At 46.5% G+C, this 16,969-nt stretch carries 19 protein-coding genes, 1 tRNA gene and 1 pseudogene; 8 read left to right on the top strand and 13 right to left on the bottom strand.

Translation table 11 applies throughout. The features are described 5' to 3' along the window. Positions 1–193 precede the first annotated feature (193 nt). Both QUA16_RS30670 and QUA16_RS37065 read left to right on the top strand, forming a co-directional pair. Complete coding sequence (locus QUA16_RS30670) at positions 194–982, top strand: hypothetical protein (RefSeq protein WP_333108065.1); 789 nt, start codon at positions 194–196, stop codon at positions 980–982. A 471-nt stretch (positions 983–1,453) separates the two neighbouring features. After that, positions 1,454–1,561 (top strand): annotated as a pseudogene (locus QUA16_RS37065) (DUF7219 family protein); the annotation flags it as partial. A 51-nt stretch (positions 1,562–1,612) separates the two neighbouring features. On the opposite strand, the gene QUA16_RS30660 reads toward QUA16_RS37065, so the two are convergent. The 8 genes from QUA16_RS30660 to QUA16_RS30625 all read right to left on the bottom strand — a co-directional run bounded on the left by QUA16_RS30660 (position 1,613) and on the right by QUA16_RS30625 (position 8,705). Beyond that, positions 1,613–2,356 (bottom strand): HAD family phosphatase, encoded by a 744-nt coding sequence (locus tag QUA16_RS30660; RefSeq protein WP_333108064.1) that lies wholly within the window; start codon positions 2,354–2,356, stop codon positions 1,613–1,615. Continuing rightward, complete coding sequence (locus QUA16_RS30655; protein ID WP_333108062.1) at positions 2,337–3,842, bottom strand: mannitol dehydrogenase family protein; 1,506 nt, start codon at positions 3,840–3,842, stop codon at positions 2,337–2,339. Before QUA16_RS30655 ends, QUA16_RS30660 begins: the two co-directional genes overlap by 20 nt. Positions 3,843–5,359: 1,517 nt before the next feature. Continuing rightward, a complete protein-coding gene (locus QUA16_RS30650; protein WP_333108061.1) occupies positions 5,360–6,121 on the bottom strand; it encodes a DUF72 domain-containing protein in 762 nt (253 codons plus the stop codon). A gap of 88 nt (positions 6,122–6,209) precedes the next feature. Beyond that, complete coding sequence (locus QUA16_RS30645; protein WP_333108060.1) at positions 6,210–6,587, bottom strand: hypothetical protein; 378 nt, start codon at positions 6,585–6,587, stop codon at positions 6,210–6,212. Between the two features lie 177 nt (positions 6,588–6,764). Then, positions 6,765–7,811 carry a CAF17-like 4Fe-4S cluster assembly/insertion protein YgfZ gene (gene ygfZ / locus QUA16_RS30640; RefSeq protein WP_333108059.1) on the bottom strand — a complete coding sequence of 349 codons (1,047 nt, stop codon included), beginning with the start codon at positions 7,809–7,811 and terminating at the stop codon, positions 6,765–6,767. A 41-nt stretch (positions 7,812–7,852) separates the two neighbouring features. After that, positions 7,853–8,011 (bottom strand): hypothetical protein, encoded by a 159-nt coding sequence (locus QUA16_RS30635; protein ID WP_333108058.1) that lies wholly within the window; start codon positions 8,009–8,011, stop codon positions 7,853–7,855. A gap of 53 nt (positions 8,012–8,064) precedes the next feature. Continuing rightward, positions 8,065–8,448, bottom strand: coding sequence for a hypothetical protein (locus QUA16_RS30630; RefSeq protein ID WP_333108057.1), 384 nt, complete (start codon positions 8,446–8,448; stop codon positions 8,065–8,067). A 185-nt stretch (positions 8,449–8,633) separates the two neighbouring features. Beyond that, a tRNA-Val gene (locus QUA16_RS30625) sits at positions 8,634–8,705 on the bottom strand. 72 nt (positions 8,706–8,777) lie between these two features. Between QUA16_RS30625 and QUA16_RS30620 the strand changes: the two genes are divergently transcribed. Both QUA16_RS30620 and mazG read left to right on the top strand, forming a co-directional pair. After that, on the top strand, positions 8,778–9,497 hold the full coding sequence (locus QUA16_RS30620; RefSeq protein WP_333108055.1) for a metal-binding protein: 720 nt from the start codon (positions 8,778–8,780) through the stop codon (positions 9,495–9,497). A gap of 70 nt (positions 9,498–9,567) precedes the next feature. Continuing rightward, a complete protein-coding gene (gene mazG, locus QUA16_RS30615; protein WP_333108052.1) occupies positions 9,568–10,395 on the top strand; it encodes a nucleoside triphosphate pyrophosphohydrolase in 828 nt (275 codons plus the stop codon). A gap of 123 nt (positions 10,396–10,518) precedes the next feature. On the opposite strand, the gene QUA16_RS30610 is transcribed toward mazG, so the two are convergent. Continuing rightward, positions 10,519–10,794 carry a helix-turn-helix transcriptional regulator gene (locus QUA16_RS30610; protein WP_333108051.1) on the bottom strand — a complete coding sequence of 92 codons (276 nt, stop codon included), beginning with the start codon at positions 10,792–10,794 and terminating at the stop codon, positions 10,519–10,521. A 109-nt stretch (positions 10,795–10,903) separates the two neighbouring features. Between QUA16_RS30610 and QUA16_RS30605 the strand changes: the two genes are divergently transcribed. Beyond that, positions 10,904–12,118, top strand: a complete 1,215-nt coding sequence (locus QUA16_RS30605; RefSeq protein WP_333108049.1) for a transposase — start codon at positions 10,904–10,906, stop codon at positions 12,116–12,118. 194 nt (positions 12,119–12,312) lie between these two features. Here QUA16_RS30605 and QUA16_RS30600 read toward each other — a convergent pair whose 3' ends face one another. Continuing rightward, positions 12,313–12,693, bottom strand: a complete 381-nt coding sequence (locus QUA16_RS30600; RefSeq protein ID WP_333108048.1) for a helix-turn-helix transcriptional regulator — start codon at positions 12,691–12,693, stop codon at positions 12,313–12,315. Positions 12,694–12,718: 25 nt separating this feature from the next. Further along, the gene (locus QUA16_RS30595; protein ID WP_333108046.1) at positions 12,719–13,120 is read right to left on the bottom strand and encodes a helix-turn-helix transcriptional regulator; all 402 of its coding nucleotides are present in this window, start codon (positions 13,118–13,120) and stop codon (positions 12,719–12,721) included. A gap of 317 nt (positions 13,121–13,437) precedes the next feature. On the opposite strand from QUA16_RS30595, the gene QUA16_RS30590 reads away from it, so the two are divergent. After that, a complete protein-coding gene (locus tag QUA16_RS30590) occupies positions 13,438–13,701 on the top strand; it encodes a hypothetical protein (RefSeq protein WP_333108045.1) in 264 nt (87 codons plus the stop codon). Positions 13,702–13,976: 275 nt separating this feature from the next. On the opposite strand, the gene QUA16_RS30585 is transcribed toward QUA16_RS30590, so the two are convergent. Together QUA16_RS30585 and QUA16_RS30580 are read right to left on the bottom strand one after the other, a co-directional pair. Beyond that, the gene (locus tag QUA16_RS30585) at positions 13,977–14,462 is read right to left on the bottom strand and encodes an allophycocyanin subunit alpha-B (RefSeq protein WP_190746013.1); all 486 of its coding nucleotides are present in this window, start codon (positions 14,460–14,462) and stop codon (positions 13,977–13,979) included. Positions 14,463–14,721: 259 nt separating this feature from the next. Further along, positions 14,722–14,922 carry a hypothetical protein gene (locus QUA16_RS30580; RefSeq protein WP_333181593.1) on the bottom strand — a complete coding sequence of 67 codons (201 nt, stop codon included), beginning with the start codon at positions 14,920–14,922 and terminating at the stop codon, positions 14,722–14,724. 23 nt (positions 14,923–14,945) lie between these two features. Between QUA16_RS30580 and rlmD the strand changes: the two genes are divergently transcribed. Beyond that, positions 14,946–16,358: a 23S rRNA (uracil(1939)-C(5))-methyltransferase RlmD gene (gene rlmD / locus QUA16_RS30575; RefSeq protein ID WP_333108043.1), complete on the top strand. Its 1,413-nt coding sequence runs from the start codon at positions 14,946–14,948 to the stop codon at positions 16,356–16,358. 357 nt (positions 16,359–16,715) lie between these two features. Continuing rightward, a complete protein-coding gene (locus QUA16_RS30570; protein ID WP_333108042.1) occupies positions 16,716–16,916 on the top strand; it encodes an addiction module protein in 201 nt (66 codons plus the stop codon). Positions 16,917–16,969 lie beyond the last annotated feature (53 nt).

The raw sequence follows: 16,969 nt of genomic DNA, 5'->3' as shown, positions 1-16,969 counted from the left end.
TTCACTCGACCACCATGATAAGATCATACTACCATTGTTTATAATTGCTTATAAACTCAACGAAGTTTTACAATACTAGATATTCATGGCTAATACTTCTCCCCTTCCTCCAGCCACGGCAACACCTGCTCCTCTGTCCCCTGATCTAACTTCCCAGAGCCAGCCCCCAAGCCAAACCACTCGAGAGGGGATTATGTTGAAAGAGCAATCTGACTCCCGAAATAGGGAGAGGATTGCCTTGGGGGTTCTTCTCGCTTCGATAATAGCTGTCTTCAGTATATCAGTCGTGGTAATTGCCACGGCGGAAAATGGTGAAAAAAGAGGGGTTGTTTCAGGACGAGTAATGGATTCAACCCTCCCTCTGTACGGAACTTGGGTAGGCACTATTCTGGCATTTTATTTTTCGCGCAATGCTTTTGAGGCTGCTTCAAGGGCCACGGATCGGACTACTGCTGCTGTATTGCAGCAAGCTAACAGTGGCCTTGTTTCAGCACCCCCGCTGCCAGACAACACGTTGGCAAAGATCCCCTTGAAGGCTCTGGCAAACGATCTTGTCTTCAGTCAGGATGATATGAACAAGCCATTGCAAGATGTTGTTAACGAGCTAGAGTCTAGAAATCGATATAGAGTCATTGTGGTTGACGCCGACAAAAAATATGTCAACATGGTCTACAGGATCAATGCATCAGCGTTTTTAGTGCAGTCTCAGCCTGAAGGTTCAAATCCGCAGAGGGATCAAGGGGGTGATCCAGTCTCGCCACCGCCAACACTAAAGAACTACCTTGACTGGCGACATGAACAGGGAGAAAAAGCTCAGCCTATAGTAATCTTCCTGTCCGAGAGCGCAACCCTGGCTGATGCCGATGCCAAGATCAAAGAAACAATAGGGTGCAGAGATGCGATCGTAACAACCGACGGGAAAGATACAAGTCCAGTGGTGATTTATGTTACGGATACCGACATCAATGAATATAAGCAGTGACCGCACATAACACCAGTAATCGCTCTTGTAGGTTAGGTTTCTTTACGTCAACCCAACATCTTTTACTAACAGACCTAACCAGTTCTGTTATCTCAAGGCTTTAGCGACCTAACAACACCCATGCACACCGACCGCCGAGAGGTTATCTGCAAGTATCAAAGATGGTCGCGGCGGGTGATGGGCACCGTTATCCTGCAAGGCGTTGGCTTGTAAAGCGCACTCTGGGTTGGCTCTCGAAGTGTAAAGCTATCTGAGTGCGCTATGACAAGAAAGCTTGTAACTATCTCGGTATGATTAAGTTGGCTTGCGCGTTGCTTTGGTATCGTCGTTGCTGGCGTTTATCCATTGCCAATTAATTGATCATTCGATGCTTCTCAAATTTGTCCTTCCATTTTGAGAGAGTTTCTTAATGCTAATCTCCAGGAATTTTCTCAACGAGTCAGCTTTATCGTCGGGTGAGAAACAGGAGTTAAATTGTCACCGCAAACTGCCTATGAACAGATTGAGGCATTGTGGAAAACCTTACAGCGATCGCACCAGGTTGATTTACCAATCGCCCGGTACTTCAAGAAGTTGTAGGTGCGGAGGGTTGGAAAACGATCAGATTTCAGTGCCTCATGCCCTGTTTATTTAGACTGGGGTTGCTGATAATAGACCGATAAGATCCTCCATCCGCTCGATCACTTGGTGGGCACCAGCCGACTCAAGAGCATCTGCACGGCTGCTTCGTTCATCCTCGCTTATATGAGTTCCCCCTACATAACCGATAATCTGCCCAATTCCAGCGGCAACGGCAGACCTTACCCCACTGATAGAATCTTCAACTGCCACGCAACCCGAAACTTCTGCGTCCAGACACTTCACTGCATATAGGTAGATGTCAGGAAGTGGCTTGGGACGTGGAACCGGGAGAGAGTCGTGGGCGCTAAATACCTGGTCGCTTGGGAAATACTCAGTCAGGGCAGCAGCACCAAGGCAAGCAGTCAGCCGCTGTAAGCTGCTGTTACTTACAAGTGCATATTTAACTCCGTCGTCGCGCAGGGAAGACAGCACTTGGGGCGTTCCGACCGTCGCTTTTGCCTCTATAGTAAGCCGTTCGATCGCTCTCTTTTCTTCTTCAGCCACTAGCCGGTCAATATCGCGCTCATTAAGACTGGTTAATGAATCTGGGTAGAGCTTTTTGAGTATTTCCCTGTAGGGTTTCCCGGCGAAGCTTTTAACAAAGTCCTCAAGATCATAGTATTGATCCGTAGGGAACTCCCGAGCCACTTCATTTGTCAGCCTCCAGGCGCTCTTAAGTGCTATGGTTTCACTGTCAACAACAGTTCCGTCATGATCGAAAAGCACCACCAAATCATGCTGAAGCTGTTTCATTTAAAAGACCTCCCTCACTGTAATTCTTAAGCGTAGTCAATAGTCCGTGGGTCTGGAGATATTGCAAAGCCCTGTGGCATTCATTATCTACGACCTCTGTGTGTTCGCAATTGTCCAATCCCAGAATCCCACTAATTACGGCGCCTTTTTGAATGGCTGTAATGGCGCTTTGGGTATCCTTGGCATAATAGGGTTGACCAGACTCGCTCGCCTCTTCTCTGACTGCAAGAAGCCACGCCGCAACAGGAAGTATAATCCGCTTCATGCTGACTTTTCGCCTATAAGCATCCTGAAGTATTGGAAATATATACTTGCCTACTTTCCTCGCTGTTTCTGAAGAGATTCTCTCAGTAGTATCGGGAAGATCTTCGTTACTCAGCCTTAGTAACACCTGTTCCATATATTGTTCACACATCTCGCGAGGCACTGGTGTTGCTGCGGCGATATCGTCCATGAGAAGCCGAGTAAACAAGTGGAATTCCGGTAGGGCGATCGCCTCGTGCATATACTCTATACCTGCTCTTACAGCTAAACAGGCTATGAAGGAGTGTACTGCATTCAAGAATCTCGACTTCATATACAGGAAGGGAGTAATGTCGCTAGTCATAATCACCCCCGCATCTTCCCACTTGGGTCGATCGCCTGTGAATTTATCTTCCACGACAAACTGCCAAAATGGTTCGGTTACAATGGGTGCGCGATCGCGAACCTGCAACAGTCGGCTGGGGTAGTTATAGTCGGATTCCTGTTCTTGAGGCACAATCCTGTCTACAACAGAATTAGGGAACGTGGCGTTATCCCTGATGTATTCTGCAAGTTGAGGATCGATCTCTTCAGCGTAAGCTAGCACTGCTTTTCGCAGGATTTCCCCGTTTCTTGGGAGGTTGTCGCAAGAAAGTGTGGTGAACGGGGTCATTTTGCGATCGCGTCGTCGTCGCAGCGCCTCTACGATAAAGCCAATTGCAGTAGTTGGAGTGGAAGGATTTCGCAAATCGTGCGCGATGTCTTCATTCGTGGTGTCGAGATTAAAATTCTTGTCTAGATGGTAGCCTCCTTGAGTAATAGTAAGAGTCACCAGATGCACAGAAGGAGACGCCATCTTTTCAAGCACATACTGGCACTTGTCTCTACCATTAACTATTTCCCTGATAGAACCGATAACTTGCGCTTCCTCACGATTTTGAGCGCAACTAGAGTGTTTGGTCAAAGTGTAAAGGAATCTCTGCGGTTTCAGCCTAGTAATGGTCTGTTGACTCTTGAGGCTAACCCCACAAATCCCCCATCTCTGCTCTTGGAAATCCTTCTGTGCAAGATAGTTATGTATAATGTAGGCCAGATGCCCCCTAAAAAAACGACCTGGCCCGAAATGGACGATACCAGTCTTAAGCGCCCTCCTGTCGTAAAGAGACTGTTGCCTCCACAAACCAGTTACAGTACCGAAGCGAGAACTTGAAGAAACACTGGGCGGTCTGAGTAAGTTAACCATGAGACTTCTTATTAAATAAGTGTGATCGGGTAAAAGGAAAATTGGTCAGTCTGGGTATACCGAATGACCTACAAGCAACACAAATGTCTTAAACTGCGAAAATTTCGGGTATCCTTTGTGCCATCTACAAAGAAGCGTATTACCAGATGGTAGTTAGGGTGTGACAGATAGAGCAGAGAAAGAAAAAATCAGGTAAACCTAATTAAGAATCAAAGCTCAATTGGTCATTAACCTGAAGTAAGGCACAAGGGTACGCGACCTACTGCAACTTTGTTCAACTTTGGCAGGTGCGTAAGCCGAATGTATGCCCTATAAGGCGCAAATAGAGTGCTGTTAATTCTGGTTTTAGATTCCCCAATAACTCTGTAGATTTTGATGTTATTTCCCTTGGTCGCTGCTATCCTCCGTATCCAGGAGAATATACCAACCATTCTTTAGAGGTACTTATAACAACAGGGTAGTTAGGGTCTGACAGGTAGAACAGAGACAGAAGAAATCAGGTAAACTTAATTAATTAAGTATCAAAGCTCAATTGGTCATTAACCTGAAGTAAGGCACAAGAGTACGCCACATACTGCCACTTTGTTTAGCTTTGACAAGTGGGTAAGTCGAATGTCTTTCCTACAGGGCGCAAATAGACTACTTTTAAATTCTGCCTTTAGATTACCTAATAACTCTGTACACTTTGTATGTTATTTGGCTAGGTCGCTGCTATCATCTGTCTTCAGGAGAATATACAAATAATTCTTTAGAGAGACTTAGAAGCACAATCAAGTGTATACTTCGTTACAAGCAGTTAAGTTAGAGTTTGGCTTTTGTGTAGAAAGCGTCCAAAAAACAACGCTTGCCTTGAAAAGTCCTGTCTGTAGCGGATGGCTGATAAGCTGTGTTGCATCTAGATTGCCTATGGTATTAGAGAGGGAGAGGGGGAGAAGAGGAGAGGGGGAGAGGATTTGACGATTTTTGATGGGGACTCGAAATATACAATTTAAATGCACAACAGCTTACAGCATTGCAAGTCCGTTTCAGTCTGTCCATAAATTTTTAAAGTTTCCTCACTCATTCTATAAAATTGGAATTACGACTCGACTAATTGAGGAAGGGAGAAACGGATAGCCGAAGTGCAGCGGGATGTGAGAGTCCATTACTCAGAGGTTGCCATCAAATTGCTGGGATTGTGGGAACACTGAGGGAATGTGGGACTGTACTTCAAACACCGCTACAAAGCGTTTAATTATCGCATCGAGAAACTGACAGAGTATTTCGGGTTTCCAACTGTCAAGCGCACCCTATGGGATTTGTTTGAAATGGAGCCAAAAATGCGAGGGTGATGTTGAGTTGAATACGATCGGCTTGTGCTGGGTGAGGTTGAGTGGGATGTGCGGGTTCGGGGTGAGTGCGATCGTCAAACAATAACCTAGACGAACGCCACCTCCGATTTATAATTTAGCTTCAAGGAACTGCGGAGCGTTTTTGAATGCGCCCAAAAGAATGGGAACGGTCTCAATTAGAGTCTGTCAGGAAGTACCATTCTCCACAAAAGTTTTTAGCTTTGAAGCGTTGCGAACTGCATTTCCCTCTCCGTCATTGTTGAAGTAGACGAACACGCTTCGCCCCTGACTTTCCCACTCGTGGATGCGATCGGCCCACCAATGCAAATCATCATCAGAGTAGGAGCCGCCGTAGAGATTGTTGGCGTCGGGGCCGTGGAGTCGCACATAGACGAATGAACCAGTTACACGCAGGATACACGGAAGGTGGGCGCCGCTCATCACGCAGTAAGCCGCTCCTTCGCGTTCTAGCAGCGAAAATACCTCTTCTGTGTGCCAGCTTGGATGTCGGAATTCGACAGCTACTTTGATCCCGGAGGGTACCTGTTCTAGAAAGTAAGCTAGGCGGGCTAAATCGCAGCCGAACTGGGGAGGAAGCTGGACGAGCAGAATACCCAATCGATCGCCCAGGCCTTGAAGTCCCTCACTCATGCGTTCCAACCACTTTTCTGGCGAGTAAAGGCGCTTGGAGTGCGTTAAACCGCGGGGCGCTTTTACCGTCATCAGAAATCCTTGGGGGAGGCGCTCTCGCCAGCTAGCAAAGGTAGTGTTTGGTGGCCAGCGGTAGTAGGTGCTATTAACTTCGACGGTTTGATAGTGCTGGATGTAGCGATCGAGCCTAGAGCGAGGCGGTAGCTGGTGGGGATAAAGCACACCTTCCCAATGGTCGTAACTCCAACCTGAAGTGCCAATATGAACAATCACATCCCGGTTCGTTATCGCTTCCATGATTCGGCTTGAAATCGCTACTACACAAACTTTCGTCCCAGCAAAAAGGGACTAAGAATTTGATATTTGAAAACAGGAGGCGATTGAATTAGTTGGCTCGATCGCTGCTACCTCGATCTGTAGCTTTTTCTAGTGCTTCCCGTGCCGGCGTAACTGCTTCGCCCACGTTATCTTTTACCGATTCTACAAATTTTTTGGTACTGGGGGCAATGGGTTGGTCGAGATTCAGCTTTTCTCGGATATTGTCAACGGCATCATTTCCGCCCTTCTCGATATCGGTTGTTGGCGGGCGATCGGGACGGGCAACTTCGTAAGACTTAGCTTCCGGGGTTAAATGTGTAGCGAGCGCTTGCATTTTGTTGGCCGAAAATTCCAATTCCGAGCTAAAAATCAGCGCTATTCCTACAGCCAAGATTATTCCTACTCGCAGGCAAGTTGTAACTAAGCGCGATGTAAACTTTTTCATTGAAAAACTCTGTTTTTTCTGTGACGACTGTAATACAGAATAATTTCGGTTGTTGGTTTGCAAATCTATCTAAAGATAGGACTTGGGGCAAATTTATGGTGTTAACATCCTTCCCAAATCAACCTCAACAAAAAAGTTTTGGGCGCTGCTGCGTCACCAGGCGACCGATCGCAACTACTAACTCAAGAAAGGTACATTTACTACTTCCCCTGACACCGATCCGACTTGCACTTTCAGTCCTTGCCCGCCCGCTTTTGTGCGGATGTAAGCAAGACCAAAAAAGCCCGATTCAGTTTCCGTAAAACTGGTGAGTTTGCCTATTTTTTCTTCTCCGATGGTGACTGCTGTTCCGGGTTCAACGGCACCGCTCAACTGCACGCCCCAAAGTTGCTGTTTGACTCCTTTGTAGGTGTTCAACCGGGCAATTGTTTCTTGACCGATGTAGCAGCCTTTGTCATAGGTAATCGTGTGTAAAAGACGGGCTTCTAGGGGGTTGTAATCGTCTGTGAGTTCAAAATCGGGGGCGGGGCGTCCTTGTTCGATTCGCAGTTGTTCCCAAACTCGATCGCCCATCGGTACGGCCCCAGCTTGGACTAATTCCTTCCACAAGTTGGCTGCATCGCTTGCTGGCGCAATTAACGTGTATCCGGGAGTTGCTAAACCGCTACCCACCGCAACTCGGACTTCCATACCTGCAAAATTTATCAATTTGTGAGTAGCGTAAGGTTGATTTTCGAGTTCGGTAACTCCGATTTTTTCTAGTAGTTGAGTGCTTTCCGGGCCGAGGACACTGAAAGCAACTGTTGTATCGGTTAAATCTGTTAACTCGACGCGATCCATTGGGAAAATATAGCGATCGAGCAATTCCAGCAGTTGGTGGCGGCGGTTGGGTGAAACTAACAGCAGTACGGCATCTTCTGTAGCGTAAGCGGTGGCGAGGTCGATCGTCCGGGCGGTGGAAGTCACGAAAACGGTGTCGCAACCTTGACCGGGTTTGAGTATATTAAAGTTATTGGTACTTTGATTGTGCAAGAACCGCAGGCGATCGCTGTCTGAGATTTGAATGCGTCCCCAGTGAGTGCGATCGTACAAAGCCACACCTTGTTTCGTTGCTGCGATCGCTTCTGCGTCGTTACCAAAACTGACTGGCACAATTTCTTTGGTTGTTAACTCTGCAAATGTAGCACCTGTCGCTGCTTGAATGTCGTGCAATTCTTGAATCATAAGATTTTGTTGACTGTTAATTGTTGGCTGTTGACTGTTAACTAACTGATGACTGTTGACTGTTGACTGTTAACTGTTAACTGTTGGCTGTTGACTGTTCGCTGTTGGCTGTTCGCTGTTGGCTGTTGGCTGGAAAGCTCACCACTGTCAACTGACGACTGACAACTGACGACTGACAACTGACAACTGACGACTGACAACTGTCAACTGTCAACTGTCAACTGACAACTGTCAACAGTCAACTGACAACTGACTATTTGTCCAAATTAGCGAATATTTCTTGTATTAATTGGCGGGCTTTGGCATCTAGACGATTCCAATCTACATCGCCAGTGTCATCCTCAATCAAGCTAGTATCAATTACAACTTCTTGGCTTTGGATTTGACTGTGGGCGGGCTGGTAGTTGACAAAGCAGACTCGATAGCAAAGTTCCCAAATATCGATACATCTTTGCTCGCCTTGAAGCTCTAAAAGTAGTTGATAGCCAGGAATGGGAATCTGCACTTCTTGATAAGTACCCGTCCAAACTGACTCCTCTAATTGTTTGCGGATGTTGTCGATCACTCGGATCATCGCTGGCTGCATGAGCAGTTCAGCTTGCTGCCACGCGATCGGGCTAGTTATTTTAGGCTTCATATACAGGGTTCTAAAAAAGAAAATCAATAAATTAATTTTCTAGCATGGGGTGCCAACTTTTGAGACATCCGCCCAGAATGTTAAATTTAGTCGTCACCAAATTCAACAGTCAACCCTCCACAGCAACAGCCGTTCTCGGCTTGACGGCTAAAAACGGCTGAAACTGTTGATATTGAGTTATCGGATGGGTAATGTAGGATTTGAACCTACGGCATCCTGCGTGTAAAGCAGGCGCTCTACCACTGAGCTAATCACCCAATTGCACTCACCGGGATTTATCATATCACAGTAACTCAGAAAGATCAAGTAAAAAAAATCCTAAACTTTAAATGCCCTCTGGCCGCACCCACGATCAAATAACCATGTGGAGTTTGCCCTTGGTGGCAGCCCTCACCTTTTGCCAGACGAGCAGCAGCAACCTGACTTTGCTCGTTTCCGGCAGTTTCTTATTCGGCGGGCTGATGTTTGGCCCCGACTTGGATATCTACTCCTGCCAGTATCAGCGCTGGGGATGGTTCAAACCGATTTGGCTTCCGTACCAAAAAAGCCTTCGCCACCGCTCTTTTTTGTCCCACGGCCCTCTGATCGGCACTGCTTTGCGAATCTTGTACCTCGCTATCTGGATCGCGGTTCTCGGAGTGTTGGGATTGGCAATTGCCGAAAAAGTCGGAAACTTCGGCTGGAATTGGCAGGATGTGGTTTTGAGTTACGGGCGATCGATCTGGGAACACCACATCGAAATTTTAGCCGTTTACATCGGTCTAGAATTGGGCGCTATGAGCCACTATCTGAGCGATTGGGGCGGCTCGGCTTACAAAAGATTCAAAAAGAAAGGATTGAGCGGTTTGCGCCCTCCTAAGACAATTAAAAGGCCCAAAATCAAAGCTCCCACTCGCACATCTAGCAAATCTATAGCGGAAGGAAGAAGGAAGAAGGAAGAAGGAAGTTCGGCAACGGATTATGTAACGGATGTAACGGATGTAAAGGATAGAAGGAAGAAGGAAGAAGGAAGAAGGAAGAAGGAAGAAGGAAGAAGAAGGAAGATGTAATAAAATCAATGGTTGGAGCCATTAACAACGTTATAACCGTCTGGGCGGTTGATATAAAAGGTAAATTATTATGTCTAATTCTGAAAGTCGATCGCTCGCAGCACTCAAAGAACTTATAGAAGTTGTGGCCTCATTGCGATCGCCCGACGGCGGATGTCCTTGGGATTTAGCTCAAACTCCCCAAACTCTAATTCCCCACATCATCGAAGAAGCTTATGAAACCGCTGACGCGATTCGCAAAGGAGATAAAGATGCGATCGTGGAAGAATTGGGCGACTTACTGTTACAGGTAATTCTGCAAGCTCAAATTGCCAGCGAATCCAATCAGTTTACCTTCGCCGAAATAGCTGCGGGCATTACAGAAAAACTAATTAGGCGACATCCCCACGTCTTTGGCGATGTCGAACTCAACAGCGTGGATGAAGTCAACGAAAACTGGGAAAAAATCAAAGCAGCAGAAAAAGGCACAACTTCGGAAAAGCCGGCAACTTTAGCCTCGAAAATGAGCCGTTATGCCAGCACTTTGCCGCCGATAACCGCCGGGATGAAAATCTCTCAAAAAGCTGCGGAAGTGAGTTTTGATTGGGACAGTGTAGACGGCGTTTGGGATAAATTTCACGAAGAAATGGCAGAATTTGAACACGCTCTCAAACACGAGGATAAGGCAGCGCAGCAGTCAGAATTGGGAGATATTATGTTTGTGTTGATTCAATTAGCTCGCTGGTACGATTTAGATCCGTCGGCTGCTTTGCAAGGAACGAACGATCGCTTTGTGCAGCGGTTTGCTATGGTGGAGGCTGCGTGCGATCGACCTTTGTCAGATTATGCCCCAGAAGAGTTAGAATCTCTGTGGCAGCAAGCTAAAGCTTTAATTGCTAAACAAAAGGGCGATCGGTAATATCAAATCCGTTGGTATCAGAATGATTAATCTCTCTCTTCTCTAACTCTGCGCCCTCTGCGCCCTCTGCGGTTAAAAACTCCCAATCTAACTAATTTTCTTTAATCAGATATCAAAAATCAACTACTCGTAGAGCTTCGCGTCATTGTACGGCGGATGTTCGCAGGCGATGTAAAGCGCATTTGTCGGTTCCAGGGCTTCCCCAGTCACCGGATCGATCGGCTTGAGGACAAAGCATAACAGAGAGAGCGATCGCCAATCCAAATTATCTAGCTTCCCACGTTCGTAACGGTTGACTGTTGCGGCACTGATACCCACATCTTTGGGTACGGGTTGATTTGTAGCTGTGAACAGCGCCTCTTCATATCCCTTTGTTTTGAACTCTGTTTCGCTGACCAAAAAACTGGATACAAGCCTCGCCCTTCTAGGGCGACTTTAGTTAAGAGTTGTGAATAAGCGCTACAACCTTTGTTCACGACACTATAATCAGTGTAGGAGGATAAAGCAAGTGTTAAATCTCAGCTACGAATTCAAATTGAAGCCAACACCAGCGCAAGCAGTCGTTTTTGAAGACTGGCTAGAACAATGTCGTCGCGTCTACAACTACGGGCTAGCAGAGCGCAAGCATTGGTTTCAATCTCGTAGTTGCCAAGTTAACGCTTGTTCTATTCGTTCCGAATTTATCATTTCAGCCGAAGCAAAGCGACCCACCTACGCTAGTCAGTGCAAAAGCTTAACCGCAGCCAGGGCAAGTATCCTCGCTTTAGGTGAGGTTCAGGTACACGTTCTACAGCAAACGCTAAGACGGCTGGAAAAAGCATTTGTCAGTATGTGGGAACAGAAACACGGATTTCCTCGCTTTAAGAAAGCGGGAGCAATGCGGTCTTTTGTATTCCCACAACTGGGCATCAATCCTGTCAAAAATGGAACACTGAAACTACCTAAAATTGGTTTAGTAAGGTTTCGCCAATCGCGTCCTATCCCGGACGGCGCAACAATCAAACAGGCAAGAATAGTTAACAGGGCTAGTGGCTGGTACGTAATGCTAACCCTGCAATGGGATGTCCCAGTACCGTCGGTCATGCCACACAGTGAAGCGCTAGGAGTTGATGTCGGATTAACTAATTTCATAGCAACTTCTAACGGTCTTTTAGTCAAGCGCCAAAAGTTTTTCCTCGACGCAGAACGCAAGCTTAAATTGCTGCAACAAGGTGTCAGCAGGAAAAAGTTAGGTTCAAATAACTGGAAAAAGGCTCAGAAGAAAGTTGCCAAACTGCATGAGTACATTGCTAACTGTCGTAAAGACTGGCACTGGAAATTGTCTCACCAACTTTGCAAAGATGCAGGGATGATTTTTGTGGAAGACTTAAACCTAGTCGGATTGTCTAGAGCAATGCTCGGCAAGCATTGCTTAGATGCAAGTTGGGGTCAGTTTTTTACAATATTAGAGCAAGCCTGTTTCAAAAATGGTGTGTACTTCCAGAAAGTAAGCGCTCACAAAACCAGTCAAATTTGTCCTAGCTGTGGCGTCGAAACGGGTAAAAAAGGATTGTCGGAGCGCACTCACTCTTGCTCAAATTGTGGCTACACAACCGATAGGGATGTTGCCGCTGCACAAGTAGTTCTTATTAGAGGACTTGCAGCCGTAGGGCATACGGTCAAGATGCTTTCAGAGGGGAAACTCGTCGGAGTCCCTGTGAAGAAAGAATGCTCGCACCTTTAGGTCGAGGAGTGTCAACATTTCTGTTTCAATAATTGACCAGCCCCGAATCTCTCTAGCTGCTTTCAGAAGTTTGCCCAATCTACCGCGTCCCGTATCCGTAAATCGCACAGGGCGCAGTTTTTCCCGATCAACGACAGCCTTAAAGTCAAGAAATCCCGGCATTTTACAGATCCAATTTAACTATTAAGTCAATCCTACGCCTCGACGTTGGGGTTCCAAAATTCAGTTCCGATCAACAGTAAGTCTTCTAGAGTAACCAACCGCTTTTCAACCGGGTGAACTGGTTCGAGAACATCGAGGAACAGCCACAAAAGATCGGGTGCAGGCTTGTTGTAATAGCCATTTTCGATTCTCGAAATGCCTGCAATGCTGACCCCCAAAACTTTCGGCAAAGGCTCTCCCCCTAGATTATAAAATTGAGCCTCATGCTGCTTGGTCTTTTCGCTCAGTTCGTGAACGCTCCAGCCTCTAGCTTCCCGCCACGATCGCAGGAATTTACCCAACCGCCGCAGCCCGGTATCAGTAAATCTCCGTCTCAAGTATTCTTTTTCTGGCTTAGCTTCTGCTAGCACCATCAGTCATCACCTATCTGCAAATAATCTAGTCGTAGAGCTTTGCATCGTTGTATGGCGGATGTTCGCACGCGATGTAAAGCGCATTTGTCGGTTCCAGGGCCTCTCCTGTCACCGGGTCGATCGGCTTGAGGACAAAGCATAACAGACTGAGCGATCGCCAATCCAAATTATCCAGCTTCCCACGTTCGTAACGGTTGACTGTTGCGGCACTGATACCCACATCTTTGGGTACGGGTTGATTTGTCGCTGTGAACAGCGCCTCTTCGTACCCCCTTGTTTTGAACTGTGTTTCGCTAACAGACCAACCTATTGTCTGTCTTGCAGCCTTTAACATCTTGCCCAAACGCATCCGCCCCGTCTCCGTGAAGCGAACGGGACGCAATTCCTGCCGATTGTCTACCACAGCGTTGTTAGAGAGTGCTGACATTTTTTCCACCTACATTAACTCTCAAACTAGCACAGCATCAATGATTGAGGGTTGTACGAACAACATCTGAGTTTCCATTAAATATTGTTGCACAAGTGAGATAAGAATCTGATATAGAGTAAGATGTAATTGAGTCTAAACAGAACTTGCCTCTCAAGCCCTGAGTATACAGCCATGACACCACTATTTCGCCGCATCCAACCCTCGAAAAAGCTCCGCATCACCATCAGGTCGTAGGCGTAAGCCGGGGCGTAGCCATCGCCCAACTGCTCAAAATCAGCCAAAACCTGATTAAGCGAGTCGAATCATGGGCTTTCGTGGTTTTCGTCCACCATCGGGATAGAGGCGGCCTGTTTATCAGCTACCGCAGGCTGGAAGAATGGCAAAATGCGATCGCCCATCATATCCAAACCTCCCCCACCCTGGAAGAACTCTCGCAGCTCAAAACATCCATTCACTACGACAGCCGGAAATTCAAAAAACAATTTCTCCCCAAAACCCTTGACTTTTTAAATCAAATGTGCATTGAAAGACAAGACGAACTCAACATCTGGGAAAGCTTAAACAGCATTGCTTCCTAGCAGAAATCAAGCAGATTTCCTAACACTAGCAACCGCACCCAACCGTGAGGACGCTGTTAATTGCTCAAACCCTTGCCTTTGATTCTGTCAACTGTCAACTGTCAACTGTCAACTGTCAACTGTCAACTGTCAACTGTCAACTGTCAACTGTCAACTGTCAACTCTTCCTTGCCAAAAACAGAAGCGAAACATTTGCGAGCAATTGCGAGATAAAATCACCCCAAAAATCACCCGCGAATGCCCCGCTACATTAATGAAAGCAATCACCAAAGCAATTAAGACATTGCCTGAGCGATATAATCAAAATAAGGAGCTGCTTCCTTAGCATCATCCTGATTGAGCAAAGCCAAAGAAGCTTCCTTCAAACAGCGGATAGCTTCGACCATGCCAGGAACAGGAACGCCGAGAGAATTATACATTTCCCGAACGCCAATCAAACCGATGCTTTCGATCGGCTCCTTGTCACCCGCCAAGATACCGTAGGTAATCAGGCGCAAGTACCAGCCGTAGTCGCGCAGACACAAAGCCCGTTCGCGTTGGCCGTAAGCATTGCCCCCAGGAGAGATAAAGTCAGGGCGTTTTTTCCAGAGTTTTTTGCTAGCTTCTTCAACAATTTTTTTCTCACTGTCAGACAGCGCAGTAGCAATACGCACCCGCTGTTCTCCGGTTTTAAAAAAATCTTTGATGCTTTGAAGTTCGCCGGTACTGGGATAGCGAAGTTCGTCGTCGGCTTGGAGAATTAGTTGGCTAACTACGCTCATTGTTATTCAAAAAAATTGAGGATATTTGAGAGTAAGATTAATTGACATTCTCATCCCTTAAAGACGAGATTCTTGGTTGGGCGATTTACTTTGCTTCTAACATTTATCAACATTAGAAGTAGCCGATAAATCTCCGGAAACGTTATGCTTGATGTTCAAGCCAGTTTCCCTGTGTTCCAGGGTACTGCGGGAAAAACTCAAAAACTGCGACTGAGAGTTTTGATGTCGGCAGACACTTTGACTGTTTAACGAGTTTTTGCTACGTCGCCCCAACAGCATATCGCACAGGCACGGGTAGGGGCAACTCACGGCAGGCTTGACTTGCAGGTTGAAGCTTGGCTTTAGCAGCAAGACGTTCAGCAGCAGGAAGACAGCCTGCAATTGAGTTTGAGTGCGATGGCCTACGCCCCGCTTCGCTACGACTTATCTCAGGAAAGAGAGAGCGATATTGCATTACCATATTAAATCCTACCACGACTACTTGTGACCAAATCTAAATTCCCGACCCCAAACTCGACGAAATTGGCAAACCCTTGCCAGCAAGGTCAACTGATTGAGATAGAGATTACCGACTTGACAGACACCGGCGACGGAGTTGGTCGTTTTGGTGAGTTAGTAGTGTTTGTGCCCGATACCGTGACGGGCGATCGAGTCCTTGTGCGCCTCGTGCAAGTCAAATCCACCTATGCTACAGGCAAGCTGGACACACTTCTGGAAGCATCCGAACACCGCATTCGAGCTAATTGCATTGTCGCCGACAAGTGCGGCGGCTGTCAGTGGCAGCACGTAGACTATCAATATCAGCTTGCAGCCAAACAAAATCAAATCATTCAAGCCTTAGAACGGATTGGCGGATTTAGCAATCCCCAAGTGGATGAAATTTTAACGGGAAAAATCGAGGGATTTCCCCAATTTTTGGGATACCGCAACAAAGCGACTTATCCCGTGGCAATATCTGCAACAGGTCAAGTCCAAGCAGGTTACTATCAAAAAAGCACCCACAAATTAGTCAATCTCAATCAGTGTCCGGTGCAAGATCCGCGCCTCAATCCTTTGTTAAAAGAAGTGAAAGAAGACATCCACTGGCGGGATTGGCAAGTCTACGACGAAAAGAAACATACAGGAGAATTGCGTCATTTGTCCTTGCGGATCGGACGGCGCACTGGCGAGATGCTGCTAACTTTAATAGTTCGCACTGGAGAGTTGCCGGGACTAGAAGAGCAAGCATCAGAGTGGCTGAAACAATATCCTCAACTGGCAGGGGTTTGTTTGAATATCAATCCCGCTCAAACTAATGTGATTTTTGGGACAGAAACTCGCTGCATTGCTGGTCGTTCTTATCTGCGAGAAAGTTTTGCTGGTTTGAAATTTCAGCTAAGAGCAGATACTTTTTTTCAGGTAAATACAGAGGCGGCTGAAGCGTTGTTAGAGGTGATGTTAGGGGAATTGAATTTGCAGGGAAACGAGGTTTTGGTTGATGCTTACTGTGGCATTGGTACTTTTACTTTACCCCTGGCAAAACAAGTAAAAATAGCCATAGGTTTAGAAGTGCAACCGGCGGCGATCGAACAAGCCCAATTAAATGCTGAGTTAAATGACGTGAGAAATGTCGATTTTCACACCGGAACTGTAGAGAGTTTGCTGCCATCCTTGGGATTGACACCCGATATTGTGCTGCTAGATCCGCCGAGGAAAGGGTGCGATCGCGCGGTTTTGGAAGCTATCAAGGAAATCAAACCAAATCGCATTGTTTATGTTAGCTGCAAGCCTGCTACTTTAGCTCGCGACCTGAAGATTTTGTGCGAAAATGGGGATTATAAGTTAGCGCGAGTGCAGCCTGCGGATTTCTTTCCTCAGACTTCTCATGTTGAGTGTGCGGCGTTTTTGGTGCGGTAGGTAGGTGGACATGATGGCATTTATGTATGTTCATCTTGTATCAAGAAAGAGGTAGATTGCGATTTATCATTGGGTGGGGGCGGGTTTATGAGATTGTCGATTACAGGCAATTATTGTTGGTGAACCCGCCCCTACAGCATCAAAAACACTTTTCAACCGAAGCTAACAGGCACGATATAAAAGGTTGATTCGCGATCGAATAATTTGCGAGCGCGTAGGGGCGGGTTTTACCAACAATAATTGCCTAATACCAGTAATCTAATAAACCCGCCCCGACTTAGGCTATAATCAAACAAGATTGTACAATTTGCTTCCTTTTGAACTTAACTATTTAGCGATTTTTGTTTGGATACCATTATGCTATCAATTGAGCGACTGATGGAAGAAGCTTTATCTTTGCCAAATGCGTTGAGAGCGCAGTTAGCAGAGATGCTAGTTGAGAGTCTTGAATTTGATATAGACGGAACAGTTCAAAAGTTGTGGACTGTGGAAGCTAAGCAACGTCGCGACGAAATCCGAAGCGGTATGATTGAGCCCACATTCCGCACTTCAAGTTGAAGTACGATAAAATAGAATACCGAAAAAGCCAAAAACCCGGATAATTCAGAAAA

The organism is Microcoleus sp. S13_C3 (genome assembly GCF_036700905.1).
Classification (GTDB): Bacteria; Cyanobacteriota; Cyanobacteriia; order Cyanobacteriales; family Microcoleaceae; genus Microcoleus.
The sequence above is the reverse complement of the archived record's forward strand: the minus strand, read 5'-3'. Positions and strand labels throughout refer to the sequence as shown.